We start from the raw sequence: 25,540 nt of genomic DNA, 5'->3' as shown, positions 1-25,540 counted from the left end.
GGGGATGTATCATGAACACACCATTACATACCAATCAACATCACCAAAATTCGAATTTCGGTTTTGCATTGGCTGACTCATCTGTACTTGCCGAGGCGAAGCTAATCATTTCACATTCAGAGGATACATACGAATTTCAATTGGATATTGATCCGCAGCGCCGTTTGAAGGATGGACGCAAAGTATCGGTAGTTGCACAGCATATGGATACACCGCTGGATCGGCAAGATGCCATTATCATATATGGGGAAGAGCTGGGATTTGCACAATATGCAGTTACCCTGCGACCAGACAGTACATGCTCACTCATTCCCATTGAAGGAATAGATCATCCGATCGTATTGAATTGGGGTGACTTTGCAGAAGGGGAGTATGAGCTGCGAATTTCACTGCATGTCAAAACACCCCGCATCGCAGAGGGACCATTGGAGCCCGAGCAGCAAGCCATGGTGAAATATGCTCAGGTGGTAACTGTAGCGATATGTCTGTTTCCAGCCGAAGTTGTACAGATGAACGCTGTACCCGAGAAGGTCTGGACACGGGATAATCATGTGTTTGACTCCTACGGCAGTGGTGGCTTTATTCTCGCAGATCTGCCTCGTATGGCGAAACGTGTAGAAGATCTGATCGGTTCTGGAAACCATAATCTGATTGAACAATTCAGTCAGGGTGACCTTTCGGACACCTTGCTGGAGGACGGTCTCATGGCGATTGCCTGGGGAGTAACACCATGGTGTTATTCAATATATTCAGCTCCAGATGAACATTCGAGAACTATACTTTCGGTAGACAAGCTGGGTGATGAACCTCAGACCACGGGAATATACCGTGTGCATCCTGAAAGTAAACGATTAAGTATCGTACCGATAAACGAATTGGCATACTGGCCATCATGTACTGAGAAAGCATGGCCTGTCATCGATGTTGCGGGTGAAGGGGAGACGTTGCATATGGACTTGTATGTTCAGATCTGTGAATCAGTGAATGGACTGCACGAAAATCCACTGCCTTCATTTGTACTCACCCGCACCGAGGGACAGCCCGAGGCGATCATCCCACTAATAGATGTCGTAATTGTAGATTAATAAATAGAAGTGTGGTGACGAACACAAATGATGACCGAAGAGATTCAGGAGCAATACGCCGATGAGCTTGAAGCTTTTCATATATGGATGAAAGATGCGGGCTACACGGGACATACGGTAAAATCATACACAGGTGACGTTGCTGAATTTCTCGTCTCTATTCATGGGAAGTCATTGGAGCAGGTCAAAAAACTTCATGTGTTATCTTTCTTATCCCGAGCTCGGGAAAGAGGGGTCAGTGACTCGACGCGGAATCGAAAACACGCAGCGGTGAACTGTTTTTATAAGTCATTGATTGAGCTTGAATTGGTGACCAATAACCCGGCTTTCGGAATCAAGAAATCCAAAACCGAGCAAAATCGTGCCCCCGTCTTCCTTGACGAAAGCGGTTTGGAACGATTTTTGCAATCGGTGGAGGGCAAATATCGTACACGAAACCTGGCTATTTTTCTACTCATGGGATACATGGGATTGCGGGTCGGAGAGGTGCATGCCTTGAACTGCAAAGACTATAATGCGGAACGGCGCACGCTGGACGTTTTCGGTAAGGGCCGAAAATGGCGTACATTGCCTGTGCCAGAGACCGTTGCCGAACTGTTATCCCAGGCTCTTCAGGAGCGAGTGGATCCATGGCGGGCGAAAGAAGAGGCATTATTCGTCTCGCAAAAGGGGAAACGATTGTCGATTCGCAGTATTCAGCTTATATCGACCGAAACCTTTGAACGCTTTCAGCAGGAATCAGCCTCCAATCAGCGTGTGAACTACTCCAGTCATAAACTGCGTCACTCATTCGCGACCATGATGCTTAGACGTGGAGCAGATCTGCGAACGGTTCAGGAGCTGCTGGGTCACTCCTCCATTCAAACGACCACGGTGTACACCCACGTAACCAGTCGTGAGAAGGAAGAAGCGATGGCCTTGCTGGATGTCAAACTTCCCGCGTTTGTGGCTGATATGTAAAAGAGAAACTTGTTTATATAATAGAAGAAAGTAATGGTAGAGAGGGACTGAACCCCTTTTGTGAGACAGGGATCCAACACCTTGCAAGTTTAAGCAGCCAGTCTTCGGAAATTTATCGGAGACTGGTTATTTAGTTTCGCTCGAATCCGAAATAAGTTATAGTAGGTGATGTAGTCTCGAACGGTCTGTTCAACGATGGCCGTCGTTGTACACATGAGATCTTCGAGGTAGAACGTTTCAGACTTTAGTGTGGAATGAAACGACTCATTGGGGCATTATCATTAGGCGTTCCTTTACGGGACATGCTCATGGTAATGCCTTTTTCCTCTACTACCGTCTGGTAAACTTGAGAAGTATACACGCTACCTTGGTCACTGTGGAGCAGCATATTTGTCCGCTTTGGAAGTTGATCCAGCTTATCCAAAACCAAGGATGTATCCTGCTTGTCCGCTATACTGTAAGCGACAATCTCTCCGTTGTACAGATCCAAAATACTTGAAAGGTATAACATTTTATTACCGAACGGCAAATAAGTAATGTCGGTCACCAGTTTTTGCAAAGGAGCTTCTGCATGAAATTTGCGTTTTAGAAGATGTTCCGCAGGTTTTGCAGGTTGCTCCGTGTTCTTTCGTTTTTTCATCCTCACTTGGCACTGTAAGCTCTCGTACTGCATAATCCGCTGTATTCGTTTATGATTTATGGGGCCTTCAATCCGGAGCAAGGCAGTGATTTTTCGATATCCATACCGGAAATTGTGCTGAGTACAAAGCTGAATTACTTTCTCCACCATCGGATCTGGACGCTTGTTCTCCCCGGTTGCTTTCCACCGGTAGTAAGTCGCTCGAGCAATTCCAAGCCATGCACAAGCCTCCGATATGGTTACTTCTTTTCGAATGGACTCGATCCAAGCAATAACGACTTCTGCTTCCACCTCTTTTCCAGTTCCTTGTACTTTTTTAGCAAATTCAGTTGTTGTTTCAAAAATCGGTTTTCTGCTTTGATTTTTTCGAGTTCTGTCGTGTGTTCTGGACCTTTTCCGTAGCTATATTGCTTTCCAACCGGTTGCTCTAAGCGGTACAATTCTCCATTTCGATACCATCTCATCCACGTTTCTAACTGTGTCTTATTTCGTATTCCGAGCTTATCCACCACGGGATAACTCACTCTGGTTGCCATTACAAAAACACCTCCAAGATGATTTCCCTATCTTACGACAAGGTTTCATTCTCTTGAAGGTGTTTTGATTTGTCTCACGTTATGGGGTCAGTTCAAGAAGCCTGTCCAAGTGACAGGCTTTTTTACTTCTCAAATGCTGAATTATGCGATGGTCTCACTCTTAGCAAAAATTTGAATACCTTATGAAATAAGTTGAGGTATTTGAGTGAGTGAAATGGTTAAGAGGGGAGGGGTATAATATGGCTACTTTATCAACTGGACCTATTGAGAATAATCCGGTTAGTGGCGTAAGGCCAACGCAACAGTTGACGATTAAGATCGATAATAGGGATCTGGTCAATAATGCGAGTATTTTGATTCAAGGATTTTATTTGAATGGGACCAGAACTCTGTACGCACTTGAACTAATTAGTATAAATCCAAATCAAGCAATTACGAAGAACTATTTTGCGAATCTAGATGTATTTGAATTTGTCTTTACAACAAGTGGTGTCGCAGAACAGCAAATAGAAATATCAGTATGGGGAAAAAATTCTGCAGGACAGCTTGTAACGCCTCACCGTATCGTATCCTCAGAATTGTTAGGAGCAAATGGCACAACGGGAGTAACGGGGGTTACTGGAGTTACTGGTGCTACCGGAGATACTGGGGTAACCGGAACTACCGGGGTCACTGGAGTCACTGGAGTTAGCGGAGTAACGGGAGCTACTGGGGTTACTGGGGTTACTGGAGTTACTGGGGTTACTGGGGTTACTGGGGTTACTGGAGCTACTGGTGTTACTGGAGTAACGGGAGCTACTGGTGTTACTGGAGCTACTGGTGCTACTGGAGATACTGGAGCTACTGGAGCTACTGGAGATACTGGGGTTACTGGAGATACTGGTGCTACTGGGGTTACTGGGGTTACCGGAGTTACCGGAGTTACTGGAGTTACTGGAGTTACTGGAGTTACTGGGGTTACCGGAGTTACTGGGGTTACTGGAGATACTGGTGCTACTGGAGATACTGGTGCTAGTGGAGATACTGGAGTAACTGGGGCTACTGGTATAACCGGAGTAACTGGAGTTACCGGAGTTACCGGAGCTACTGGGGTTACTGGAGCTACCGGGGTCACTGGAGTCACCGGAGTCACCGGAGTAACTGGAGCTACCGGGATCACTGGAGTCACCGGAGTTACTGGAGATAATGGAGTTACTGGTACTACTGGAGATACTGGGGTTACTGGAGTTACTGGAGCTACTGGGGTTACTGGTGCTACTGGAGATACTGGTGCTACTGGAGATACTGGTGCTACTGGAGTTACTGGTGCTACTGGGGTTACTGGAGATACTGGTGCTACTGGAGTTACTGGTGCTACTGGGGTTACTGGAGATACTGGAGCTACTGGGGTTACCGGAGTTACTGGAGCTACCGGGGTAACCGGAGATACCGGGGTAACGGGAGCTACTGGGGTTACCGGAGTCACTGGAGTTAGCGGAGTAACGGGAGTTAGCGGAGTAACGGGAGCTACTGGAGTAACTGGTGCTACCGGGGTTACTGGAGCTACTGGGGCTACCGGGGTTACTGGAGTTAGTGGAGTTAGTGGAGTAACGGGGGTTACTGGGGCTACCGGAGCTACTGGAGTTACCGGAGCTACCGGAGTTACTGGAGCTACCGGAGCTACTGGAGTTACTGGAGCTACCGGGGTAACCGGAGATACCGGGGTAACGGGAGCTACTGGGGTTACCGGAGTTACTGGAGTTACTGGAGTTACTGGAGTTACTGGAGTTACTGGAGTTACTGGAGTTACTGGAGTTACTGGTGCTACTGGGATTACTGGGGTTACTGGAGCTACTGGGGTTACTGGAGTTACTGGGGTTACTGGAGCTACCGGGGTCACCGGGGCTACCGGGGTCACCGGAGTTACTGGAGTTACTGGTGCTACTGGGATTACTGGGGTTACTGGAGCTACTGGGGTTACTGGAGCTACTGCGGTTACTGGAGCTACCGGGGTCACCGGGGCTACCGGGGTCACTGGAGCTACTGGAGTTACTGGGGTTACTGGTTCAACAGGCACAGTTGATCCTACTGTAGCTATAGTGGGGGTAGGCCCAAATGTTAGCTCTCAGTTTAGCGAATTAAGAACAAGTGAAAAAACGCCGATCATTGAATTGACTTCGGTGTATGGTCTATCTAACCTAAGAGACATCGTAACCACACTGGGAGCTGCAACGGTTGGAAGTAATAATACTGAGTTTCAATTAAGCACAACAGCATCTGGAGCAGATACTGCCATTCTACAAAGCTCAGAGAGAGGAAGATACGAGTCAGGGTATGCTGGAGAAGCAGGGATAGGTGTCCGGTTACCTGTTGCGCCTACTGGGACACAAGTGGTAAGATGGGGATTTTTTGATGACCAAAATGGCTTGTTTTTTGGTCAGAGTGTTGCAAATGGAATATTTGTAGCAGTTAGAAGAGCAGGTTCTGACACCATTATCCCTCAAGCATCCTGGAATGTTGATAAATTAAATGGAACAGGTCCTAGTGGAGCGACGCTTAGTCTGGCTAAGGGAAATATATTTCAAATTCTATATACTTGGTACGGGTATGGTGTCATTGAGTTTAGAGTCGTTATTCCTGATCCTACGACTTTAGCGCAAGAAGTAATTACCGTTCAGCGATTTTCACCAACCGGGCAAACGAGTCTGGCCGACCCTAATCTTCCTCTCCGTGCAGAAATTTCGAATAGTGGAACGGCCTCTGCACTTAATTTATTTGTTGGAGGAAGACAATATAGTATTGTGGGTAGATATAGTCCCGTATTCAGAATTACTTCTGAAAGAAGAACCGTAACTGCAACAGGAACCCTTACACCGATATTAGCCTTCCAAAGAAAAACAACCTTCCCAGCAGGTTCGGGCAGAACGAATTCAGTCAGTGTAAAACTTGAAGGGATCGACCTTGTAACATCAGATGATATTTACTACCAGATCATATTAGGTGGAACAATTGATGGAGCCTTTGCAGCTTTTCCAACGGCAACGACGAATATTCCAAACTCGGAGACAGGTCTGTTAGTAAATAGTACGCTAACGACCATTACTGGAGGTCAAGTACTATTGCAAGGCTTAGCAGCTGGAGTTGAAGGAAGTGCCAGAATTTTAGCTTCTGCTTCATTATTGAATTTTCAATTACCAGACACTGAATTTATCACACTGGCTGTAGCCAACTTAAGTGGCGGTACGAATTCTGTCACAGCAACCTTTAGTGTCACTGAAGAATGGTAGTCAATAAAAAGCTGGGAGAAGAATATTCACTTCTTCTCCCTCTTTCTGCAAAGGAGGAAAAACATTGTCAGACATTATCATCTCCAATATTGGACCAAATGTCAGTTCCCAATTCGATGAGCTGCGCGTAACACAAAAAACTCCGATCGTAGAGTTAACTTCTGTATATGGCCTATCGATTCTAAGAGATGTAGTAACGACTACTGGGGCTGGCACGGTTACAAATGATGCGACTGAATATAATTTAAGCAACACTGCCAGTGGAATAGACTCAGCCATTTTAGAAAGTGTATTGCGGGGGAGATATGAACCAGGTTATGCAGGGGAGGCAGGAATAGGCGTTCGTATCCCTTCACTACCTACGGGTAGCCAAGTTGGACAATGGGGATTATTTGATACTCAAAACGGAGCCTTTTTTGGAGTGAATAGTACAAATGTTTTCGTATCCGTACGTAGAGCTGGAGTTGATACAACAGTTCCTCAAAGTTTATGGAACGTAGATCCATTAAACGGGACAGGACCAAGCGGAGCGACATTAAATTTGTCTAAAGGCAATATATTTCAAATCATGTTCACATGGTATGGTTACGGAGTGATCGAATTTAGAGTTGTCATACCTGACCCCGTAACTTTAGCGCAAGAGGTAATAACCGTTCATCGATTCTCCCCAACAGGTCAAACAAGTTTTGTGGACCCGAATCTTCCATTAAGAGCACAAATCGCTAATAATGGAACCGGTGCTGCTTATAGTATATTTGTTGGAGGAAGACAATATAGTATTATTGGAAAATATGATCCAACCTATAGAGTCACTTCCGAACGAAGAAGAATTACCAATGTGACATCAACAATAACGCCTGTCATTTCATTTACTAGAAAAGCTGTGTTTCCAGCAGGTTCAGCTAGAACGAATTCGGTACAGGTGAATTTGGAAGAAATCAATATTATTTCATCCGTTGATCTAAGTTACCAAGTTCTTGTGGGGGGGACGCTAAATGGATCTTTTGTTAATTATCCCACGGCTACAACCATTATTCCTGATAGCGAAACCGCACTGCTGGTCAACAATATCTCTACAACAATTACAGGAGGAGAAGTGGTGTTTCAAGGCATTACAGGAGGGGGAGCAGGGAATACCAGAATATTGGCCTCTTCAGAACTTTTGAATTTCACTCTTCCGGAAAATCAGGTTGTAACTTTAGCCGTATCGAATATTGGTGGTGCAGGTTCGAACACAGTTGATGTGGTATTTAGAGTAACTGAGAGTTGGTAAATATTATCAGCTACAGTGTGGTAGCATCTTGATAATTAGGAGGGAACAAAAATATATAAATTAAAGATTAACAAAAGATATATTATGTAAACTTATTTGTGGATTATATGAATAGTAAGCACCTGAATATCCGTTATTAAGGGAATTCAGGTGCTTACTGGTTTTTAAGTATACTATTCCAATCCAGCGATTTGTTCTTTTAATTTGTTAGCAGAGGCCTGGAAAGCGACTTTCTCCGTCTCATTCAAAGGCAGTGGCAGAATCTCACGCACGCCGTTGCGATCAACCACACATGGAACACCCAGATATACATCTGATACGCCATTATAATCTTCCAGCAATGTGGATACGTTCAGTACGGAGCCTTCGTTGCCCAGAATGGCAGCTACAATTCGGTCCAAAGCAAGCGCAATTGCATAGGAAGTGGCTCCTTTGGCATTAATAATCTCATAAGCCGCATTTTTGGTCCGGTCGAAGATATCTTGTTGTGTTTCTTCATCCAGCTCCAGATTCGTTCCTGCAACGTTGGCGAGACTCCATACGGGTACTTCAGAATCGCCATGCTCCCCGATAATATGAGCGTGAATGCTGCGTGGATCAATTCCTTTGTTTTTACCAATCAGGTAACGGAAACGTGCACTGTCCAGTAACGTACCGGAACCAATTACGCGAGAAGCAGGCCATCCGCTTTGTTTCCATGAGGTATAGGACAAAATATCTACAGGATTCGTTGCAATCAAAAGAATACCATGGGAATTAACTTCAGTAATACGTTCAATGATCTCTTTGAAAATGCTTGCATTTTTCTTCAGCAGATCAATGCGAGTTTCTCCTGGTTTCTGGGAAGCACCCGCTGTAATAATAATGATGTCTGCGTCTTTGCAGTCGGAGTAATCGCCTGCCCAGACTTTAACGCCTCCGGTAAAAGGGAGACCGTGGTTCATATCCAGCATTTCGCCAGTAGCCTTATCATGATTCACATCCACAAATACCAACTCGGACGAACGCTGTCTTAACATCAGCGTGTATCCTGTTGTTGTTCCCACCGCACCCATGCCTACAATAACGACACGACTTGGTTTGAGCGCTGCACTGTTTACCATTTTCATATCCTCTCCTTTTTGGGGTATACTTCCATTCATATTAAGGGAAAAGCGTGCGAAAAGCGAGTCGTGTCTATAAACTTTTTCACATTTCATGTCTTTTTACGGAAAATTTCGTCGAAAACCTGGTTTATGTTTTATAGAAAAAACAGATGCAGCAAAAAGATCGCTGTCTGCTTCCAGGGAGTGGAGATGAACCTTTTCGACATCGTTTGTGGTAGAATAGGAGAAGTGGATTCAGATGAATCGTAAAAACAACATGAATGGACAGGCATGCGCGCCTGCTTATTGGATGAGAGAGGTGGAAACCACTTGCGTTCGCAATGGATCAAAATCGCGCAGACAGCACTGCTGTTTATCGGCATAGCTGCACTGCTCGCGGCTTGCACCGATTCGGTAGAGACCCCGGTGGCAGAGCCTCCGCAGGAGCAAGAAGATAACGGGAATATGGGCCAGACCTTAACTGTTGTTCCCCCCGCAAACAGTACACAAGCTGCGGATACAGCCAAATATCAAATTCAGACCCGTTTAACCGATTTCCAGTTGCTTAATGGTAACGGTGGATTAGCATGGGGAGTGACGCGGAACGCCCTGCGTCTGTATTATACTCAGGATCAGGGAAGTACCTGGACTAACATCTCACCTTCGGAAAATGTACAGTTTCCTGCTAATCCGCAATATGGACAAAGCATTTATTTTGTAGATCGTACACATGGATGGATTGTTCGTGAAGGAATGGGCGGAACAGATACAATGGTGCTGCGCACGAACAACGGAGGAGCGAGCTGGAGCCTGTCCTCTTTGTCGAAGACGGATAAGGTGACGGCCATTACATTTGTTTCTCCTGAAAAAGGCTGGATATTGACTACAGTGGATACTTCCATAGGCAAGCAAGACAAGAAACTCTATCTTACAGAAGATGGCGGTATTACCTGGAATCAGATGACATCCAGTGACGAGGACGGCAAACCAGCATCTGCGGAGATCCCTACACGGGGGTATACGACTGGGTTGACTTTCTCGGACGCGGATCACGGGTTCTTGACCGCTCTAGAGTTCGGTACGCCAAAATTGTACGTTACAGCGGACGGTGGCCAGCATTGGAAGGCGGGACCGTCGTTCTTTGACCGAAACAAATTTAACGGATGTGGTAATTTTAATATCAGCTCTCCACAGTTTTTTGGACGGGAAGCTCAAACAGCTTGGATGTCGATATCCTGTTCTCAAGGGGAAAGCACCAAATTCAACGGTTTTTTCACAACCAATGGTGGAGAGAGCTGGCAGTTATCAACGTTCAGTTTGAATAAACAAACCGGAATCAATCGTGGTCTGACTCCTACATTTCTGAATTCTTCGGAAGGCTGGGTCATGCAGAATGAAAAGACTTATTATACGAAAGATGCTGGCAAGACATGGAAGGCACTTCCTGCAAGTCAAGTATTGGAAAACATTCTCAAAGAATACCCGGAGATCGTCAAGCTCCAAATGGTTTCTTCGAAACTAGGCTGGATTTTGGTCGAAAATACGGATGCCAAAAGATCGCTGTTGCTGCAAACCGTAGACGGCGGTGTGCGCTGGAAAGTACTATAATTGCTCTAGAATAGAACGTCTTTAGAAGAGGAACCTGCGGGTTTCTTTTCATTTCACTTACCTTGTGAATTAAATCACAATAAATCCCTTCAAATGATGTTATATTGAATTCAAGAAGAGATGGGAGTGATGAACATGAGAACGAATGAACAAGCTCAATTCACGCAAGCGGACGAGTTAACCAGATACATGCTCCAATTATGCTACACATGTGATGATGCCAACCGTTGTACCACCGAGGAAGAAGTTAAAGCCTGCATGGCGAAATACGCACAGGCAGATGAACCGGAGCAGACGGATGGTGGGGAAGTAACCCGAGGGTTCATGGATCTGATGTACGCTTAGTTATCAAAACTGATCAAAAAAAGCTGATATATCAACGTTTTGCCCCCAACAGGGGGCTTTCTTATTTTAAAAAATCACTAAAAAAAATCACATTTCCTGCAGCACACTCATTTTTAACACTTCAGCAAAATGTTTTTTTAATTTTTGGTCCGCATTATTTTGCATTTTCTGAGTGACATGAGTATATAATCCCAGAGTTATTTTTTTCATCTCGATGACCCACTCGTTGCAAAATCAATTGAGAAGAATTAAGCTTGGGGCAATTAAAATCTTAGCAACCGCATTGGCGTTAGAATTATTGAAAGACATTGAGTTTAGTAAGGAATCTGTTTGTTAGAAAATGAATTACAGTATAAAGGAGAGATAATGAGTTCAGCTCTCCTTTTTAGAACTAATAAATACAAAGTGAGAAAATGATCGCGAAATTAACTCCTAACTATTATTGAAATTTATATTAATCGTTGGAATAAACTGTAGCATTGAAACTTTCAGGTCCTAGGCGCAGGTTGCTAACATTGTAAATTGGATTATAAGTGAATATAGCGTACACAGAATAGACAAGCTGCCCATTCACGGGTGGTGTCACATTATAATCTGAACCGGAAAAGCTTAACACGCAAGGACTGAAAAATGGGTTGTCCAGAACGATTGTACCCGCACGATAAACAAGCTGCTGAGAACTACCCAATCCTCGGTAAACTTCTATGACAAGATTTCCGTTAACAGGCAGTTGATCGGCAGTAACTTCAACAATACCCGAAAAAAACGTCCGGATAACCATCCCTGGATTATTTACCTGTAGTCCAACCTGAGCGAATAATTGTGGGACTCCATTCGTAAAGCTGGGGGTTACAATGTTCTGTCCGTTGGAGCCTTGGGAAGTCCGTGCATCTAACGTTTTAACCATGAAATTTCCTCCTTCCTTATTTTCATAGAGTCCTTTTAGCATTGAGTTAATCGTCGCTGTATACAACCGCATTGAAGCATTCTGGGCCAACGCGGCTGGCTTGCTCTGATGGAGATGCCGGAACAAATGTCACAAAACAAGAATAGATAAGCTGCCCGGTAGGAGGAGGAGGCACATTGAAATCAGAACCATCGAAGCTTGCCAGTATGCTTCCCTCAGAAGGAAATATAGGTTGGGAAACGACATAAATCGGGGTACCTGTATGAGTCGAGCCTCTGAATATTTCAAATCGAATGGAAGAAGGTTGTGAGGACAAATCTGCTACCGAAATCCGATAGGTTCCGTTAAATTGAGTGCGAATAACTAATCCTGGATTAACAATGTTCAGACCAACGATACCCACCAAAGTAGGAGTATTTGGAACGAGCGGGACATTAAACGGAGCAACGCCGTTAGACCCAAGCGAAGTCCGGGCGTCAAGCGTACGAACCATAATGTTTTCCTCCAATCTATTATTTTGAAATATCATATGTTTCTGGTTTGAAAGAGTTATCCGCTTAAAGGCAAGAAGTTTCATTGAACTATAAAACTAATTTATGCTTCATCAACAAAATGATGGACGCTAAATAGCATATAAATCATACTTTTAGATTTAAGATGTACTGACTATTGACTTGGTTATGATGAAACGCACAGCTTCAATAGCGGCATAATTTGGGGGTTGGTCTGCTGTGCGTGGAGTATTGCTGTTCTTTGTAATACTTGATTATTTGACGGGTGTTGCTGCAGGTGGAGCTACTGGAAAACTTAAGAGTAAAATTGGCCTTATCGGGATTGCCCGAAGGTCTTTATTTTTGCCATGGTCGCGGTTGGGCACTTGGTGGACGGTATCTTGGGAGATGGCCATTTTTTTCTACATGTATTGTTTAATCACATAACGCGTCCGGTGCTTGTTTGACCGCAGCTCAGCTGCAGCTTTGCGGCCCAGTAATCGTTTGAGGATCTGGACCGCTTGATAATATTTATCTGCCCTACTTCACATAAATGTAAGTGATGTCTCCTGTGCTGTTGTACTTCAAGGTAGTTGCATTCCCAATCTAAAAATTTGTGGCACTTTTAAATTTTTTTAACATATATTTAATTCATGGGTCTACCTCCTACTTGTACTTGTGAGCATGCCCCCCTACAGGGATAGCAGGGGGTATTTAAATACTGTATCTATACAGAAGCCGAGCCACTCAAATGAATGTTGACGTACAATATTATTGTAATAAAATTCTCATTTTTTCAAATGAGAGGAGGTTAATTCCAATGCCAAACTCTACGGGATTGATTTATAACTCGCCAACAAGTGGAAGTATGGCCACCCAGATTATTGTAACTTGTATAAACGACTCTCTTAATATTCCTGCAAACATTGAACTAGAAGTATTTAAATGGGATACAACTCAAAATGCAAGAGTTCCTATCGGTCATGATTTATTCCAAATTGGACCTCAGGTCTCCCGGACACTTGTTTACCCGCTCATTACAGCAGCGTTTTATGAAGTTCAAAGTGACTACTTTAGTGCTACGAGTACAATTATTCATGTATACGGTGTAGATTCAACAGGTGGAGTTATTCAACGTGTGTTACAGTCTGAAATGATATGGGTTGATAGATTTACCAACATCCCTTAATTAACGAAATGGAGGTAAGCGATTTGCCAGTTGTTAATATTACAGGTGCACTCGGTGGGAATCAATTTGAACCCTCGATCGCTTCCAACGAGTTACTTCCTAATATTATGTGTGCCGTTGCTGTTGATACAAGTACAGGCCCTACACTTATAGGGTTTTATCGCTCTACCGATACTGGACAGACATGGTCGACTACTATTTTACAGCAGCCTGCAGGATATGCTGGTGCAGAAGCCCCAACCATTGATTATACCTTTCCGAGCACGTTTATTGTGACGGTTCACATATTTAACGGAGACAATGATGGTACGATTATTAGCTATACATCCCTGGATGATGGAGTGACTTGGTCACCTCCAGTATTTGTGAACAAGGGATATGGCCTTATTGTTCATAATGATGAGCCTTTTATTGCAGTAGATCGCTCTCCAGGGAGTCCGTACAGAGGGAATGCTTATGTTGGCTACACCCCTCTTGCTACGTTGGCCTCATCTATTTTTTTGCAAAGATCTTTGAACCAGGGAGTAACATGGGAAACTCCAAGCCGAATTTCAAGCCCCAGAGGTTTTCATGATAGAGCGGCTATTGCAGTTGGATTTAGTGGCGAAGTATACGCAGGATATATTACTACAGGCCCGGATACTCCGTATGCTTTATTAAGAATCTCTTATGATGGAGGAGCTTCATTCCAACCGCCGGTTAATCGACAATCTACATTAATTTCTTCCGTGGTACCCGCACCTTCGCCATTACCCGTTCCCGATTATGCTTTTCGAGTGCAGACAAATTTGAGTTTGGGTGCTGATATATCCAATGGGCCAAACAGTGGTTCTGTTTATGCGACCTGGAACGATGCAAGGAATGGATACACCGATATTTTCTTGTGTAAATCTCCAGATGGACTTTTATGGTCAGATCCCGTTAGTATTACCGGAGCACCAGCAGGTTCACAAAATTTCTTTCCATCCATTACTGTGTCGCCATTCACGGGAACAATAAGGGTCATTTATTATTCGAATCAAATCAATGGGTTTCTTTTAGACGTTTATGTTGCTGAATCATTTGACGGAGGAGCTACCTTTGCGAACCGCAGACTCACGACAACCTCATTTAATCCCAATGGCAATTCTCCAGTACCGACTGTGTTGATAGGAGATTATATTACTGCTACAACATATGCTCCGGACAATCTGGCAGCAGTTTGGATGGCAACAACTCCTCCTACTGGGAAGCTCGATGTTTACTTTGGGTCTTAGTTGGCAAATAATGATGTATAAATAGGATTAGCCCACAATATTATTATCCTTGTCACATATAATTTAGAGCGAAACTTACATCGTAGTAGCTCTAAGTTAATGGGGCTTTTTTCTTGTTGTATAAAGAACGTGAGTTCGCATATAATGCAAACAAATGTTCTTATCGAAAGGATGAACATGCCAGTTAAATACTTGGGTTGGTTGAGATTATTTATGAGGATCAAAGCGGCAAGATCACAAAACGACGTATCCATACGCTGGGAGGATAAGTCTAATACGGCCAATATTGTGATCCTGGAGGGATGGGAGCGAGAAGAGGAAAAAGCCTAAGCTGCCCAAGGCAATGTCGCCAACCAATTCATCGAATATAAATTACTGGACTGAGTATTAAGGGGCGTGTGTAGTATGGCTAGTAAATTGACAGGTAACGGTATTTTTGAAGGATCTCGAATTATTCTTCCCGAACATCGTGAGGCCTTTCTTCAGGAAATGAGTTGTGCAGGAAAGACGAGGAAAGCCGGTACCGGACGAACAGGAGATCCAGCTCATTGAAGAAGCTATCTTCGAATCGTATCAGGAACGCAGGTCAATCAAATTGACTGTATTCAATCCGTTCGACGATGAAGAGATAAAGGGAGTAGTGGAATCAATCGACAGGCAAAGCAGACGAGTTAAACTTGTACGTGGTGATGAAGACTACAGTTGAATTCAGATAGAAAAGAGCAGTAAGATGGATCTGATGTACGCTTAGACTCATAGGATGAGTATCCAATATTCTTAATATTACCGTCAATTCATTAAGAAACGTCTCTAAACGGGGACGTTTCTTTTTGGGTGTTTGAATAAACAATAAGCTTGAGTGTCACTGCTTGTTTACTTCTCAGATAAGCTCATATGAATTGTTATAAATTTGGATTGTGTAGAGGCCTTTCCGCAGCCAACTCTATACAGGCTTGGCTTTATTAATATGGAATGTTATACCTCTGTCGGCTAACGCTGTCAGAGTCTTTTTTTGCATTATTCCTCTTAAAAAGGGCTAATCTACCAAGCAAATAGCCTTTTTTTCCTAAATATAGGTTGTAGTTTAGTTGAGAATGGTTTTCCGTCCATACACTAAACTAACGACATACGTACATTAAACTATGTCTATAGGGAGGTGTCCAAACGATGAGCAGTTCAGAAGAAAAGAAGCGATCTAGGAGAAAAAAGGTAACGGTATATCCTTGCAAATCTAAAAGAAAAAATTGCAAAGTGAAGGTGGCAAAGAAATTAGTTAAGGTTAAATGTCCGCCGCCTAAAGTGAAAATTATTACGCCTACGGTTACTGGTCCCACAGGACCACAGGGAATTCCGGGAATTCAGGGCGTACAGGGAATTCAGGGCCAGCAAGGGGTGCAAGGACCACCTGGAGCTCAGGGTCCAGCCGGAGGCCCTCCAGGTCCACAAGGACCTCAAGGTCAACCGGGACCAGCGGGAGCCATGGGTCCACAGGGACTGGCTGGTCCAGCCGGACCGATGGGCGTGCAGGGTATTCCTGGGGAACAAGGACTTGTGGGTCCACAAGGACCTCAGGGTGTGCCCGGCCCAGCTGGCGCTATTGGACCGCAAGGCTTTCCTGGTGCGACTGGGGCCACGGGCGCAGCTGGTGTTGCGGGTCCAGCCGGTGTCACTGGAGCTACGGGAGTGGCAGGAGTGGCAGGAGTGGCAGGTCCAGCGGGGCCTACTGGGGTGACAGGCGCAGCCGGCGCTGCGGGTCCAGCGGGTGCCACCGGAGTCACAGGCGCAGCTGGTGCTGCGGGTCCAGCGGGTGCCACCGGAGTCACAGGCGCAGCTGGTGCTGCGGGTCCAGCGGGTGCCACCGGAGCTACAGGTGTTACTGGAGCTACAGGTGCAGCCGGAGGTGTTCTGGGATTTGCTGATTTCTTTGCACTGATGCCCCCTGATAATGCCGCAACGGTTGCTCCAGGTACGGATGTAAGTTTTCCCCAAGATGGTCCAACTAGTGGAACGACAATTACTCGTACGGGACCTAGCTCATTCAATCTGGCAGCGATAGGCACTTATCAAGTACTATTTCAAGTGAGTATCAATGAAGCGGGGCAACTCATACTAACCCTCAATGGTGCTGACTTGGCTCCAACGGTCGTTGGACGTGCAACAGGAACATCTCAGATTGTAGGGGTAGCCTTAGTACAAACAACCGTTATTAACTCAATACTGACCGTACGGAACCCCGCGGGTAATTCAACAGCGTTAACGATTACTCCTCTTGCAGGCGGAACAAGACCGGTATCGGCACATCTTGTCATCACACAATTAGCTTAAACTTGATCAAAATCTATATTGCTTGTCTGGGATCTGCTTAGATCGCCATTCAGAATGATAACATCGGTTAGCTTGACTGAGATACCGGTCTTTCATCAGGCTGTTATCTCAGTTGGAGCCAACGTTGGATCTTTAAGGAAAGCTGAACGAGATGATCTGGCTACATAACTGGCTTCATTTGGTTTGAACAAAGACGTATAGGTTAATCAGATCTCCCGTCAATTTGAATCGGAATAACAAGTTCCCTGTTAACGTGCATATATATTACAGGAGACGGGTCAAGACTCCGGCTGTCCTAGGTTTGATGAACGGAGGGGAGAGACATGGGCATTGAATCATCCTGGATGTTTGATTTTTTTGGAACCGTCTTTCCGGTAGTATTTGTCCTGATTATAGGTATTGTTCTTCTGTCGGTAGGGAAAGAGGTATGGAGATGGGGACGCAATAACTCAGAGCCTCTGCTTACTGTACCTTCACGGATTACCAGCAGGAGAATGCAGATGAGTCAGTCGCACTCCGAACCAGGAAGTACAGCCCGTACGCTTTATTACATCACTTTTGAAGTGGAGAGCGGGGATCGGCTCGAATTCAAGGTGAATGGTGATGAGTACGGCTTGTGCGCCGAGGGAGATGAAGGTCGACTCTCTTTCAAGGGAACGCGTTATGTAGGCTTTGAACGCTACAATCGTTTGTATTCAGAGCGTGTACGCGGATAAACCGGCTGGCTTGCGCCATAGTGGCGTAAGCTTTTTTTAATATTCTTTTATGGACAAGCGTTTCTTAATGGGGCTAACATGTTTGTATATAAGAAGAGACTTTATTCATATTATGGTTCATATTCGGTGAGTCGATGTAGACTTATATGATGAATGGACCATCCCAATAGAGGAGGAACTAATGATGTCATTTACAGATCAAGTCGTGGTTGTGACGGGAGCAGCTCAAGGAATCGGTCGAAGTGTAGCTGAGGCCTATGCGGTTGCAGGGGCTAAAGTCGTACTTGCCGACTATGAGGAAGCGGAAGGGGCTGCGGCGGCAGCTTCGATTCGCAATGAAGGTGGAGAAGCGATTTTTGTTCAATGTGATGTACGTCAAGAGAAGGATATAACGAACCTCATTCAAACGACAATGGATGAATTCAAGAAGATTGATGTGCTCATAAACAATGCAGGTGTCTCCAGATGGAAATCTCCCTATGAGTTAACGCTGGAAGAGTGGGACGATATACTCAATACCAATGTGCGAAGTTGCTTTCTCGCAAGTCGGGAAGCAGCCAAACATATGAAGCACAACGAAAATGGTGGAGCGATTGTGAACATGTCCTCAACACGTGCCTTCATGTCAGAGCCGGAAACAGAGGCCTATGCTGCATCCAAGGGTGCGATCGTGGCGTTGACGCATGCGATGGCGGTCTCCTTGGGTAAGGACAAAATTCGGGTCAATTGTATCAGTCCGGGATGGATTGAGACAGGCAATGTTGAAAAATTGAAGCCAGAGGACCATGAACAGCACCCGGCAGGACGTGTAGGCGTTCCTTCGGATATCTCCCGTGCTTGTTTATATTTGTCCGATCCGAGCAATACCTTTGTCACAGGGACCAACCTGATTATTGATGGGGGCATGACCCGAAAAATGATATATGAGGACTAGTACCGGGATTTCTCCGGTCAATTGTAAACTTTTGAAAACATAGCAGAAATAAGCCCAAGTTAAGCACTTGGGCTTATTTGATTTTGATAACTCGGTTGCTATAATAAATGTGATTTTACCACAGTACAGGAATGGAGGGAGATTATGTTCGGGAACTCATCCCGGAAAGTGTTTTGGCTATTACTGCTGATTGGAGGGATTATAATGACAGGCTTTGAATCTACTGCTGAAGCTGACGCAGATATACGAGCAGCCTGGGTATGGCAGGCCAAGTCTGTCAGTGATGGAGGAAATGAGCTGCTGGACAATGCGGCTAAACATAAGATTAACAGACTATATGTGAATGTGGATATGAATCTGTCAGAAGAGGTCTATCATACGTTTATATCCAAAGCCAGCAAGGCGGGAATCGCAGTTGAAGCTCTTGGCGGAGATCCTTCATGGGCAGTGAGTGGTCGTGAAGGTCCAATGCTCAAATTGGCGTCCTGGGTGAGCAATTATAACCTGGCTGCAAAGCCGGAAGAGCGATTTGACGCCATCCACCTGGATATCAAACCTTATGTATTGCCACAGTGGAAAGAAGATGCCGAGCCACTGGTCCAGTCCTGGGTGGTCAATATGAAGCTCTTGCTGGAACAGGTGAAACAGGATGGGGTTGAAGTGAATGTCGACTTGCCTTTTTGGCTGGATTCTTACACGGTGACGGGTAGCAGAACGACTGACGATGCGGATAACGAGTCGTTGTCACACTGGTTTATCGGACAATTTGATCATATTACGCTGCTCGCTTACCGTGACAGTGCGCAAGGAAACAATGGAATTATACGTTTGGTAGAACAAGAAATGATATGGGCTGACGCCAGAAATGGCTCGATTACCGTTGGCGTAAACACCAAGCCGATGCCTGGAGAAGAGTTCACGACTTTTGCTGGCAAAGGTGCGGCGCAATTGGAGAGTGTCTTAAGTGAAGTGGCATCTGCATTCACAGATCATGCTTCCTATGCAGGTTCAGCTGTGCATGACATCGTGTACTGGGGGCAGCTGGAGCCAGGGGAAGTACCATTACCAGAGAATCCATCCAATCAACCTGAAATCCGAGGAACCTATATCTGGCAGGCTTCTCAGGTTACGAATGACGGTGGAGATCACATTCTGGAGTTCGCCAAAGCGCAAAACATTAATTGGTTATACGTCCGGCTTGATTTGGATCAACCGTATTCCAGCTATCGTAGTTTTGTGAAACGTGCACAGGCTCAAGGTATTGAGGTTCACGCTATGGGCGGCCATCCAATCTGGGGTAAAAAGGAAAATCGGCCACGGATACAACGCTTGATCGACTATGTGAAAAATTATAACGCCGAATCGGAACCGGATGAACGTTTTAAGGGAATCCATCTCGATATTGAGCCATACACCTTACCTGAATGGGAAAATGATCGGGATACGCTGCTGACCGAATGGGCTGCCAATATTGCTTATTTCCATGAAGAGACGAAAAAGGACAGTGATCTGGAAACGAGTGCCGATCTGGCCGTTTGGCTGGATACGTTCCCGTTACCGGGAAGAGACATGTCTGTCAGTGAATACATGATCACAACGCTGGATCACGTCTCTCTGATGGCATTCCGCAACATTGCCGAAGGCTCCAATGGAATTGCCGACGTGGTCAGTCAGGAAATGAAAATTGCGGATCGTTTGGGTAAACCGCTGTTGATCTCGGTGGAGATGAAAGAGAATTTTGAAGGTAGACATATTTCATTTTATGATAAGGGAGCAGCGGAGATGGAGCGTCAGCTGGCACTGCTTCCAGATCTGTTAAGCGAGTATAAAGCCTACAAAGGCAATATTGTACATGCATACGATTACTGGATTCAAGCCAAGCCCTGAATAGGCAGGTTATATAGGAAATGTTATGTCTCGGGACTTCACATAAGGTGAGGTTCCGGGCTTTTTTTATGGTAAAAAAATAAAATCGTGTCACCGAATGGGCATCTGCACAATATTATATACGGTGATGAAGAGGTTCAACAAGGGAGGAAACAGGATATGGCTGTTATTAAAGCCAACTCGGAAGACGTCAAGCTGCTCGCTAGACTGATGAGAGCGGAGGCTGAAGGTGACGGCGAACAAGGCATGCTGCTTGTAGGCAATGTAGGGGTAAACCGGGTGCTTGGTGATTGCTTGGATTTCGGTGATATTCGGGACATTAATCGAATGGTGTTTCAGAATCCGGGTGGCTTCGAGTCTACGCAAAAAGGGTACTTCTACCAACGGGCAAGACAATCAGAAATACGCTTGGCACAGCGTGTCATTAATGGTGAACGCTTCTGGCCAGCCAGCAACTCTCTGTGGTTTTTCCGTCCCGTGGGGGAATGCCCTCCAACCTGGTATAACCAGCAAAATACAGGCCGCTTCAAGGCGCATTGTTTCTTCAGTCCGACAGGCGAAGACTGTCCATCCGTATATTAAATTTTGGGAGGAATCATGATGATTAACCAGCCTTATCAACCAACACAGGTTATGGGCCAACAGGCCAATTCGCAAGTCCAAGGAACATCCTATAAAATTGGTAACGGAATGCCGATGATGTCGCCAACTCCAGGCATGGTTTCACCTAGCTCCACAAGCGTACCTCCGCTCGTATCAAGCGGTGCTCCAATGACACCTACGGGTGGAGTTGCAACCACAACTGCGCCACAGTTTGAACAATCCTACATCGAAAATATTTTACGGCTTAACCTGGGTAAATGTGGAACATTCTACATGACTTACGAAGGAAACAAAGAGTGGAATGCCCGCATTTTCCAAGGTATTCTGGAAGCAGCTGGTCGTGACCATATCATTATCAGTGACCCGAACACTGGAAAACGGATCATGCTTTTGATGGTCAATTTCGACTACGCCACATTCGATGAGCCGTTGTTGTATCAATATCCAGGTGTGATCGGGAACTATCCGCAACAACCAAGCAGACGTTAATTAGCAGGGAAAAGAGAACATAATATAATACGGCCATACACAGGCTGTCTCGAATGCGGATGTTATTACGCAAACGGGGCAGCTTTTCCTATATGATGGTATAGAGCATTAAAGAAATAAACAAATAAACAAATAAACAAATAAAAAATGAACCTAAACAGAAGTAACCTTTTTCTCAAATCAAGGCACTTAAAGATAAATACATCAAGCAGCAAGCGCACAGGAAGGAGCAAAACATATTGAAGACATGGATCGAGGGAGCAATCCAGGGGCAAGCCGAGGCTTATGAACAGCTGGTGACGCAATTTCGCGGGATGGCACTGGCTGTCGCCTATCAAAAATTAGGGGATACGTTCCTGGCCGAAGATGTGGTACAAGAGGCGTTCACAGAGGCCTTTGCGAATTTGTCCAAACTGGACAATCCCGATGCTTTTCCCGGGTGGTTCAAAGTTATCGTGGAGAGACAGTGTTACCGTCTAATGAGGCGTAAGCAGCATGGCACTGTCCCGGTTCTGGAGATTCAGGATGTAATTCAAGAAGAGGATCAGACTCATAATCCCGAAGAACAGGCTTTGAAAGGAGAGGTGCATCGCCTTCTGCGAGATTCGATTTCCATTTTGCCAACCTCCATGCAGCTTGCTGTTGAACTGTTTTATTTTCAGGGCTACTCCCTCAAGGAGATGTCGGAATTCCTCGGGGTTCATGTTCCGGCTCTAAAGAAACGGTTGTATGACGCCAGATCCAGGCTCAGACGTGCATTGCCTGTGGCGGATGTGATTTCAGTATTTAGTGATTTATACGAAGGAGGAAAAGGAATGCTTCACATTATGAATGGTGATCATGCGGCAGAACGATTAAGACAAAGCGGAATTCAAGGTGAAATTTTGGTCTGGCGAGAGCTCTATTCATTTGGACCGATAACGAGAAATATGAGGAATGAGAAGGATCGAAGTGAACGTGCACAATATTTGGAGCAGCACTTGGGCATTCCGCAGACGGAATATCTGAAAATCAAGGAACTTGAGCAGACACTTCGCTCTTTCCATCAATATGAGGAGATCGTCCTGTGGTTTGAGTATGACCTCTATGATCAGGCAATGCTATCGTACTTGCTGCACTATTTCAAGGGACAGGACCTGAAGAATAGCAAGCTGAATCTGTTATGCATCGATACCTATCCGGAAATAGAACATTTTCGGGGGCTTGGGCAGCTTACACCCTCACAGATCGGACGTTTATCAGGTACCTGGCACGTGATGGGGGCAGAGGAAATTCAGGCTGGCAGTGAGTTTTGGACAGCGTATGCATCATCTGACATTCAGGATCACAAGGACTACTTGCTGAAAAATACATCGGTGCTCCCTTTTGCACATGCTGCATTCAAGGCCCACCTGTCCCGTCTGCCTTCTGTATCGAACGGACTGGGCATAATTGAGCAATCCACACTGGAGGCCGTAAGAGAGGGCGTGGGTAGCCCTTATTCATTATTCAAGCATGTTGGAGATCAATTGCATATCTTGGGAATGGGTGATCTGGAGTACTGGGCTCATCTGAAGAGAATGACGGAGGAACCTCATGCTTTACTTCAAATAAGGGGTGTACAAGCTTTTCCTACCTTCCAGCAGCATCATGACGAATTCCGCCATGGTGTCTTGTCTTTGACCGAATTCGGTATTCAGGTGCTGAGCGGGGAAGCAGATTGGGCACGATTAAGACAAGATAGATCCTGGATTGGCGGTCTTCAAATAGGCGAAGGGGAAGACACGCCGTGGCGCTGGGACACCGTTAATGAGAACGTAGTGATTTTATAGAGAATGATGGATGCAATCAGAAACTGAATAAAAGCAATAGAAGCAGTAAAAGCAGTAAAAGCAGTAAAAGCAGTAGTGGCAGTGAACATTAATTGGTAAGCTAACATGCATCTGATCTCATTATCCATAAAATCATGAAAAAAGAGTATCCCGCCATGCCTGAGCATGAGCTAGGATACTCTTTTGTTAGTTCAACCGTATTCTACTTGGACGCATCCAACTTCAATGCGGTTACCATTTTGCGGAACACGTCCGTATTATCGTGATAGCCTGAGAACAGGCGTGACCCGGGTCCCGAGGCATTGATTGGCACATCGTCGAATGTGTGGACTTCCTGACCTTCATCATGAGGCAGATTACCCGTGTAGTGAACACCGTCCGGATCTTTGTCCGGGTTAGCGATATACCATGTTTTGTCCTTCACATTAGGGTCCTGGATGGTAGGACTGATTGGTACCGGATTAGCGAGATAGTCCTCATTGTTATCCGGCATATTGCCCCAGCCAACAGCAATCTTCCATTCGGAATCCGGATTGTCCGGGAAGCCATCTCCGTTTGCATCCACGTACGTCGGGAACTTGGAGTCAGCATATGTGCCGATCAACTCACGGAGTTCGTCGCCCGATTTACCTTTGGCGGCTTCCGTATTATACGTTCCGTTGAGGGTAAGAGAGTGACCGTGGTCGGATGTGACGATGACGAGCGTATCCGGGTGTTTTTTCGCATATTCCTTAACCCGACCCACCGTTTGATCGAATTCAATTGCATCCCATACGGAACGTTCAAAATCCATCGTGTGAGCCTGTTTATCAATCGATGCACCTTCGACCATCAGGAAAAATCCGTTTTTATTCTGTTCCAGTACCTGAAGGGCTGTGTCGGTCATTTCCATCAATGTAGGTTGGTCCGTGTCCTTGCCCACAATATCGGTATTGTTGGGCTTCGTGTATTCTCTGTCATAATATACGTTCATGTTGCCTTTGCGGAATAATCCCAGCAAAGATTTGGTAGAGGCAGACTTGTCCAGATTCGTTGCATCTGTAACATAGGTATATCCTTCTTTTTTGAACTCCTCCACAATATTGCGTCCATCTTTGCGTTTTCCGCCGTCAGCTGCTGGAAGGAACCACTCCAGTCCACCGCCCAGAATAACATCTGGTCGATTCGCTTCATTCAGATACATACTTGCGATCGCTTCTTGTTCACCGCGCTTACGTGTATGTACAGCCATTGCAGCAGGTGTTGCATCTGTCACATCCGCAGTCGTTACAAGGCCAGTAGCCATGCCACGGGTGCGTTTGACCAGCTCAACGATGTTTTCCACCTTCGGATCGTCAAAAGGGTCTGGTGTATTGTCCGGGTAGACCCCCTCGGCATTGACTGCCGTTTTGTGGCCAGTTGCATAAGCGGAAGCACTATTGGCCGAATCGGTGACGATGGAATCCATACCAGACGTCGTGACCATGCCCATAGCATCCATTTGCTCCATCTCCAGCCAACCCTTGAATTTGCCTTCGTTAATACCCCTGGATACAACACGAGCGGCGGTGCGAATATTGGCACTCATGCCATCGCCAATCATCAGAACGACATTTTTGGCTTGCTCACCGTTTGTTAGTAGGGCCGTGTCTTTGGAAGGATCAAACACTTGGTATACGACCCTTGAATATGTACGCTTGCCTGTAGCAATCGTTTCCGCGGTTACCACAATGGAATCGCTCTCTTTAAAAGTAACATCCCGGATGGTGTATTCCGTGCTCAAGTCGGTGCTGCTTGTCCACGTTCCGGACTTGCCGAAGTATTTGTCCGGAGACAAGCCATTAACCTGGATTTTAATGTCATTCGATTTCAGCTTGGCACCGTTCAGCTCAACCCGAAAATCGAGCTTCTGGCCTGCCAGAATCTGAGCGCGGTCAATAGGTAAAATGGTAAATGCGGCGGGGGCCGTCTGTTGCTGGGCAGATACGGGTTCAGCATTGACCTGCCAAGGCAAGGCTGTAATCGCAACAGCCGCGCTGAGTAGTAGAGCATTCCATTTCATAGCATGATGGCTTTTCATGAACATACCTCCGAGATCAATTTGTTGTTCTATTTGGAAGTATATAGCTGAATGATTAACTGAGCGTAAGAGAAA

Annotated in this window: 20 protein-coding genes and 2 pseudogenes; 17 read left to right on the top strand and 5 right to left on the bottom strand. The window is 45.5% G+C overall.

Annotated features, from left to right (window positions below; genetic code table 11):
* Positions 1–11: 11 nt before the first annotated feature.
* Positions 12–1,085, top strand: a complete 1,074-nt coding sequence (locus tag HW560_RS22990; RefSeq protein WP_179264842.1) for a hypothetical protein — start codon at positions 12–14, stop codon at positions 1,083–1,085.
* Positions 1,086–1,112: 27 nt separating this feature from the next.
* A complete protein-coding gene (locus tag HW560_RS22985; protein WP_179264841.1) occupies positions 1,113–2,045 on the top strand; it encodes a tyrosine-type recombinase/integrase in 933 nt (310 codons plus the stop codon).
* 89 nt (positions 2,046–2,134) lie between these two features.
* Here the strand turns inward: HW560_RS22985 and HW560_RS22975 are convergent.
* Positions 2,135–3,221: pseudogene (locus HW560_RS22975) on the bottom strand (IS3 family transposase).
* Between the two features lie 239 nt (positions 3,222–3,460).
* On the opposite strand from HW560_RS22975, the gene HW560_RS34295 reads away from it, so the two are divergent.
* Together HW560_RS34295 and HW560_RS22960 are read left to right on the top strand one after the other, a co-directional pair.
* Positions 3,461–6,487 (top strand): beta strand repeat-containing protein, encoded by a 3,027-nt coding sequence (locus HW560_RS34295; protein ID WP_179264840.1) that lies wholly within the window; start codon positions 3,461–3,463, stop codon positions 6,485–6,487.
* A 64-nt stretch (positions 6,488–6,551) separates the two neighbouring features.
* Positions 6,552–7,760 carry a hypothetical protein gene (locus HW560_RS22960; protein ID WP_090898033.1) on the top strand — a complete coding sequence of 403 codons (1,209 nt, stop codon included), beginning with the start codon at positions 6,552–6,554 and terminating at the stop codon, positions 7,758–7,760.
* A gap of 173 nt (positions 7,761–7,933) precedes the next feature.
* Here HW560_RS22960 and HW560_RS22955 read toward each other — a convergent pair whose 3' ends face one another.
* Positions 7,934–8,863 (bottom strand): L-lactate dehydrogenase, encoded by a 930-nt coding sequence (locus tag HW560_RS22955; protein WP_090898036.1) that lies wholly within the window; start codon positions 8,861–8,863, stop codon positions 7,934–7,936.
* Between the two features lie 312 nt (positions 8,864–9,175).
* Here HW560_RS22955 and HW560_RS22950 point away from each other — a divergent pair, with 312 nt between their 5' ends.
* Positions 9,176–10,453 carry a VPS10 domain-containing protein gene (locus tag HW560_RS22950; protein WP_090898039.1) on the top strand — a complete coding sequence of 426 codons (1,278 nt, stop codon included), beginning with the start codon at positions 9,176–9,178 and terminating at the stop codon, positions 10,451–10,453.
* A gap of 135 nt (positions 10,454–10,588) precedes the next feature.
* Complete coding sequence (locus HW560_RS22945) at positions 10,589–10,798, top strand: hypothetical protein (RefSeq protein ID WP_090898042.1); 210 nt, start codon at positions 10,589–10,591, stop codon at positions 10,796–10,798.
* Positions 10,799–11,252: 454 nt separating this feature from the next.
* Here the strand turns inward: HW560_RS22945 and HW560_RS22940 are convergent, their stop codons facing one another.
* Both HW560_RS22940 and HW560_RS22935 read right to left on the bottom strand, forming a co-directional pair.
* Complete coding sequence (locus HW560_RS22940) at positions 11,253–11,705, bottom strand: hypothetical protein (protein ID WP_090898045.1); 453 nt, start codon at positions 11,703–11,705, stop codon at positions 11,253–11,255.
* A gap of 46 nt (positions 11,706–11,751) precedes the next feature.
* Positions 11,752–12,198, bottom strand: coding sequence for a hypothetical protein (locus HW560_RS22935; RefSeq protein ID WP_090898048.1), 447 nt, complete (start codon positions 12,196–12,198; stop codon positions 11,752–11,754).
* 220 nt (positions 12,199–12,418) lie between these two features.
* On the opposite strand from HW560_RS22935, the pseudogene HW560_RS22930 reads away from it, so the two are divergent.
* The 11 genes and pseudogenes from HW560_RS22930 to HW560_RS22880 all read left to right on the top strand — a co-directional run.
* Positions 12,419–12,618, top strand: a pseudogene (locus HW560_RS22930) (phage holin family protein); the annotation flags it as partial.
* A gap of 398 nt (positions 12,619–13,016) precedes the next feature.
* Positions 13,017–13,385, top strand: coding sequence for a hypothetical protein (locus HW560_RS22925; RefSeq protein ID WP_090898051.1), 369 nt, complete (start codon positions 13,017–13,019; stop codon positions 13,383–13,385).
* Positions 13,386–13,408: 23 nt separating this feature from the next.
* Positions 13,409–14,641: a sialidase family protein gene (locus tag HW560_RS22920; protein WP_090898053.1), complete on the top strand. Its 1,233-nt coding sequence runs from the start codon at positions 13,409–13,411 to the stop codon at positions 14,639–14,641.
* Between the two features lie 496 nt (positions 14,642–15,137).
* Positions 15,138–15,347, top strand: coding sequence for a YolD-like family protein (locus HW560_RS22915; protein WP_256222058.1), 210 nt, complete (start codon positions 15,138–15,140; stop codon positions 15,345–15,347).
* Positions 15,348–15,808: 461 nt separating this feature from the next.
* Entirely contained in the window at positions 15,809–16,966 is a 1,158-nt protein-coding gene (locus tag HW560_RS34290; RefSeq protein ID WP_179264839.1) for a collagen-like protein, read from the top strand.
* A 323-nt stretch (positions 16,967–17,289) separates the two neighbouring features.
* On the top strand, positions 17,290–17,682 hold the full coding sequence (locus HW560_RS22905; protein WP_062319566.1) for a DUF2500 domain-containing protein: 393 nt from the start codon (positions 17,290–17,292) through the stop codon (positions 17,680–17,682).
* Between the two features lie 184 nt (positions 17,683–17,866).
* A complete protein-coding gene (locus HW560_RS22900) occupies positions 17,867–18,616 on the top strand; it encodes an SDR family NAD(P)-dependent oxidoreductase (RefSeq protein ID WP_179265891.1) in 750 nt (249 codons plus the stop codon).
* A 204-nt stretch (positions 18,617–18,820) separates the two neighbouring features.
* Positions 18,821–20,503, top strand: coding sequence for a hypothetical protein (locus HW560_RS22895; RefSeq protein WP_257031411.1), 1,683 nt, complete (start codon positions 18,821–18,823; stop codon positions 20,501–20,503).
* Between the two features lie 159 nt (positions 20,504–20,662).
* Positions 20,663–21,085 (top strand): cell wall hydrolase, encoded by a 423-nt coding sequence (locus HW560_RS22890; protein WP_090898102.1) that lies wholly within the window; start codon positions 20,663–20,665, stop codon positions 21,083–21,085.
* Positions 21,086–21,103: 18 nt separating this feature from the next.
* Positions 21,104–21,595 (top strand): spore coat protein GerQ, encoded by a 492-nt coding sequence (gerQ, locus tag HW560_RS22885; protein WP_371129161.1) that lies wholly within the window; start codon positions 21,104–21,106, stop codon positions 21,593–21,595.
* Between the two features lie 239 nt (positions 21,596–21,834).
* Complete coding sequence (locus HW560_RS22880) at positions 21,835–23,406, top strand: sigma-70 family RNA polymerase sigma factor (protein ID WP_090898105.1); 1,572 nt, start codon at positions 21,835–21,837, stop codon at positions 23,404–23,406.
* 202 nt (positions 23,407–23,608) lie between these two features.
* On the opposite strand, the gene HW560_RS22875 is transcribed toward HW560_RS22880, so the two are convergent.
* Positions 23,609–25,465 carry an alkaline phosphatase gene (locus HW560_RS22875; RefSeq protein ID WP_179264837.1) on the bottom strand — a complete coding sequence of 619 codons (1,857 nt, stop codon included), beginning with the start codon at positions 25,463–25,465 and terminating at the stop codon, positions 23,609–23,611.
* Positions 25,466–25,540: the final 75 nt, after the last annotated feature.

The organism is Paenibacillus sp. E222 (genome assembly GCF_013401555.1).
Lineage (GTDB): Bacteria > Bacillota > Bacilli > Paenibacillales > Paenibacillaceae > Paenibacillus.
This window is presented reverse-complemented; position numbering and strand designations above follow the sequence as displayed.

Excerpts from the sequence above, each read along its gene's own strand:
- HW560_RS22990 (WP_179264842.1), top strand. The coding sequence starts at position 12 with ATGAACACACCATTACATACCAATCAACATCACCAAAATTCGAATTTC.
- HW560_RS22985 (WP_179264841.1), top strand. The coding sequence starts at position 1,113 with ATGATGACCGAAGAGATTCAGGAGCAATACGCCGATGAGCTTGAAGCT.
- HW560_RS34295 (WP_179264840.1), top strand. The coding sequence starts at position 3,461 with ATGGCTACTTTATCAACTGGACCTATTGAGAATAATCCGGTTAGTGGC.
- HW560_RS22955 (WP_090898036.1), bottom strand. The coding sequence starts at position 8,863 with ATGGTAAACAGTGCAGCGCTCAAACCAAGTCGTGTCGTTATTGTAGGC.
- HW560_RS22945 (WP_090898042.1), top strand. The coding sequence starts at position 10,589 with ATGAGAACGAATGAACAAGCTCAATTCACGCAAGCGGACGAGTTAACC.
- HW560_RS22940 (WP_090898045.1), bottom strand. The coding sequence starts at position 11,705 with ATGGTTAAAACGTTAGATGCACGGACTTCCCAAGGCTCCAACGGACAG.
- HW560_RS22935 (WP_090898048.1), bottom strand. The coding sequence starts at position 12,198 with ATGGTTCGTACGCTTGACGCCCGGACTTCGCTTGGGTCTAACGGCGTT.
- HW560_RS22925 (WP_090898051.1), top strand. The coding sequence starts at position 13,017 with ATGCCAAACTCTACGGGATTGATTTATAACTCGCCAACAAGTGGAAGT.
- HW560_RS34290 (WP_179264839.1), top strand. The coding sequence starts at position 15,809 with ATGAGCAGTTCAGAAGAAAAGAAGCGATCTAGGAGAAAAAAGGTAACG.
- HW560_RS22905 (WP_062319566.1), top strand. The coding sequence starts at position 17,290 with ATGGGCATTGAATCATCCTGGATGTTTGATTTTTTTGGAACCGTCTTT.
- HW560_RS22900 (WP_179265891.1), top strand. The coding sequence starts at position 17,867 with ATGTCATTTACAGATCAAGTCGTGGTTGTGACGGGAGCAGCTCAAGGA.
- HW560_RS22895 (WP_257031411.1), top strand. The coding sequence starts at position 18,821 with ATGACAGGCTTTGAATCTACTGCTGAAGCTGACGCAGATATACGAGCA.
- HW560_RS22890 (WP_090898102.1), top strand. The coding sequence starts at position 20,663 with ATGGCTGTTATTAAAGCCAACTCGGAAGACGTCAAGCTGCTCGCTAGA.
- gerQ (WP_371129161.1), top strand. The coding sequence starts at position 21,104 with ATGATTAACCAGCCTTATCAACCAACACAGGTTATGGGCCAACAGGCC.
- HW560_RS22875 (WP_179264837.1), bottom strand. The coding sequence starts at position 25,465 with ATGAAAAGCCATCATGCTATGAAATGGAATGCTCTACTACTCAGCGCG.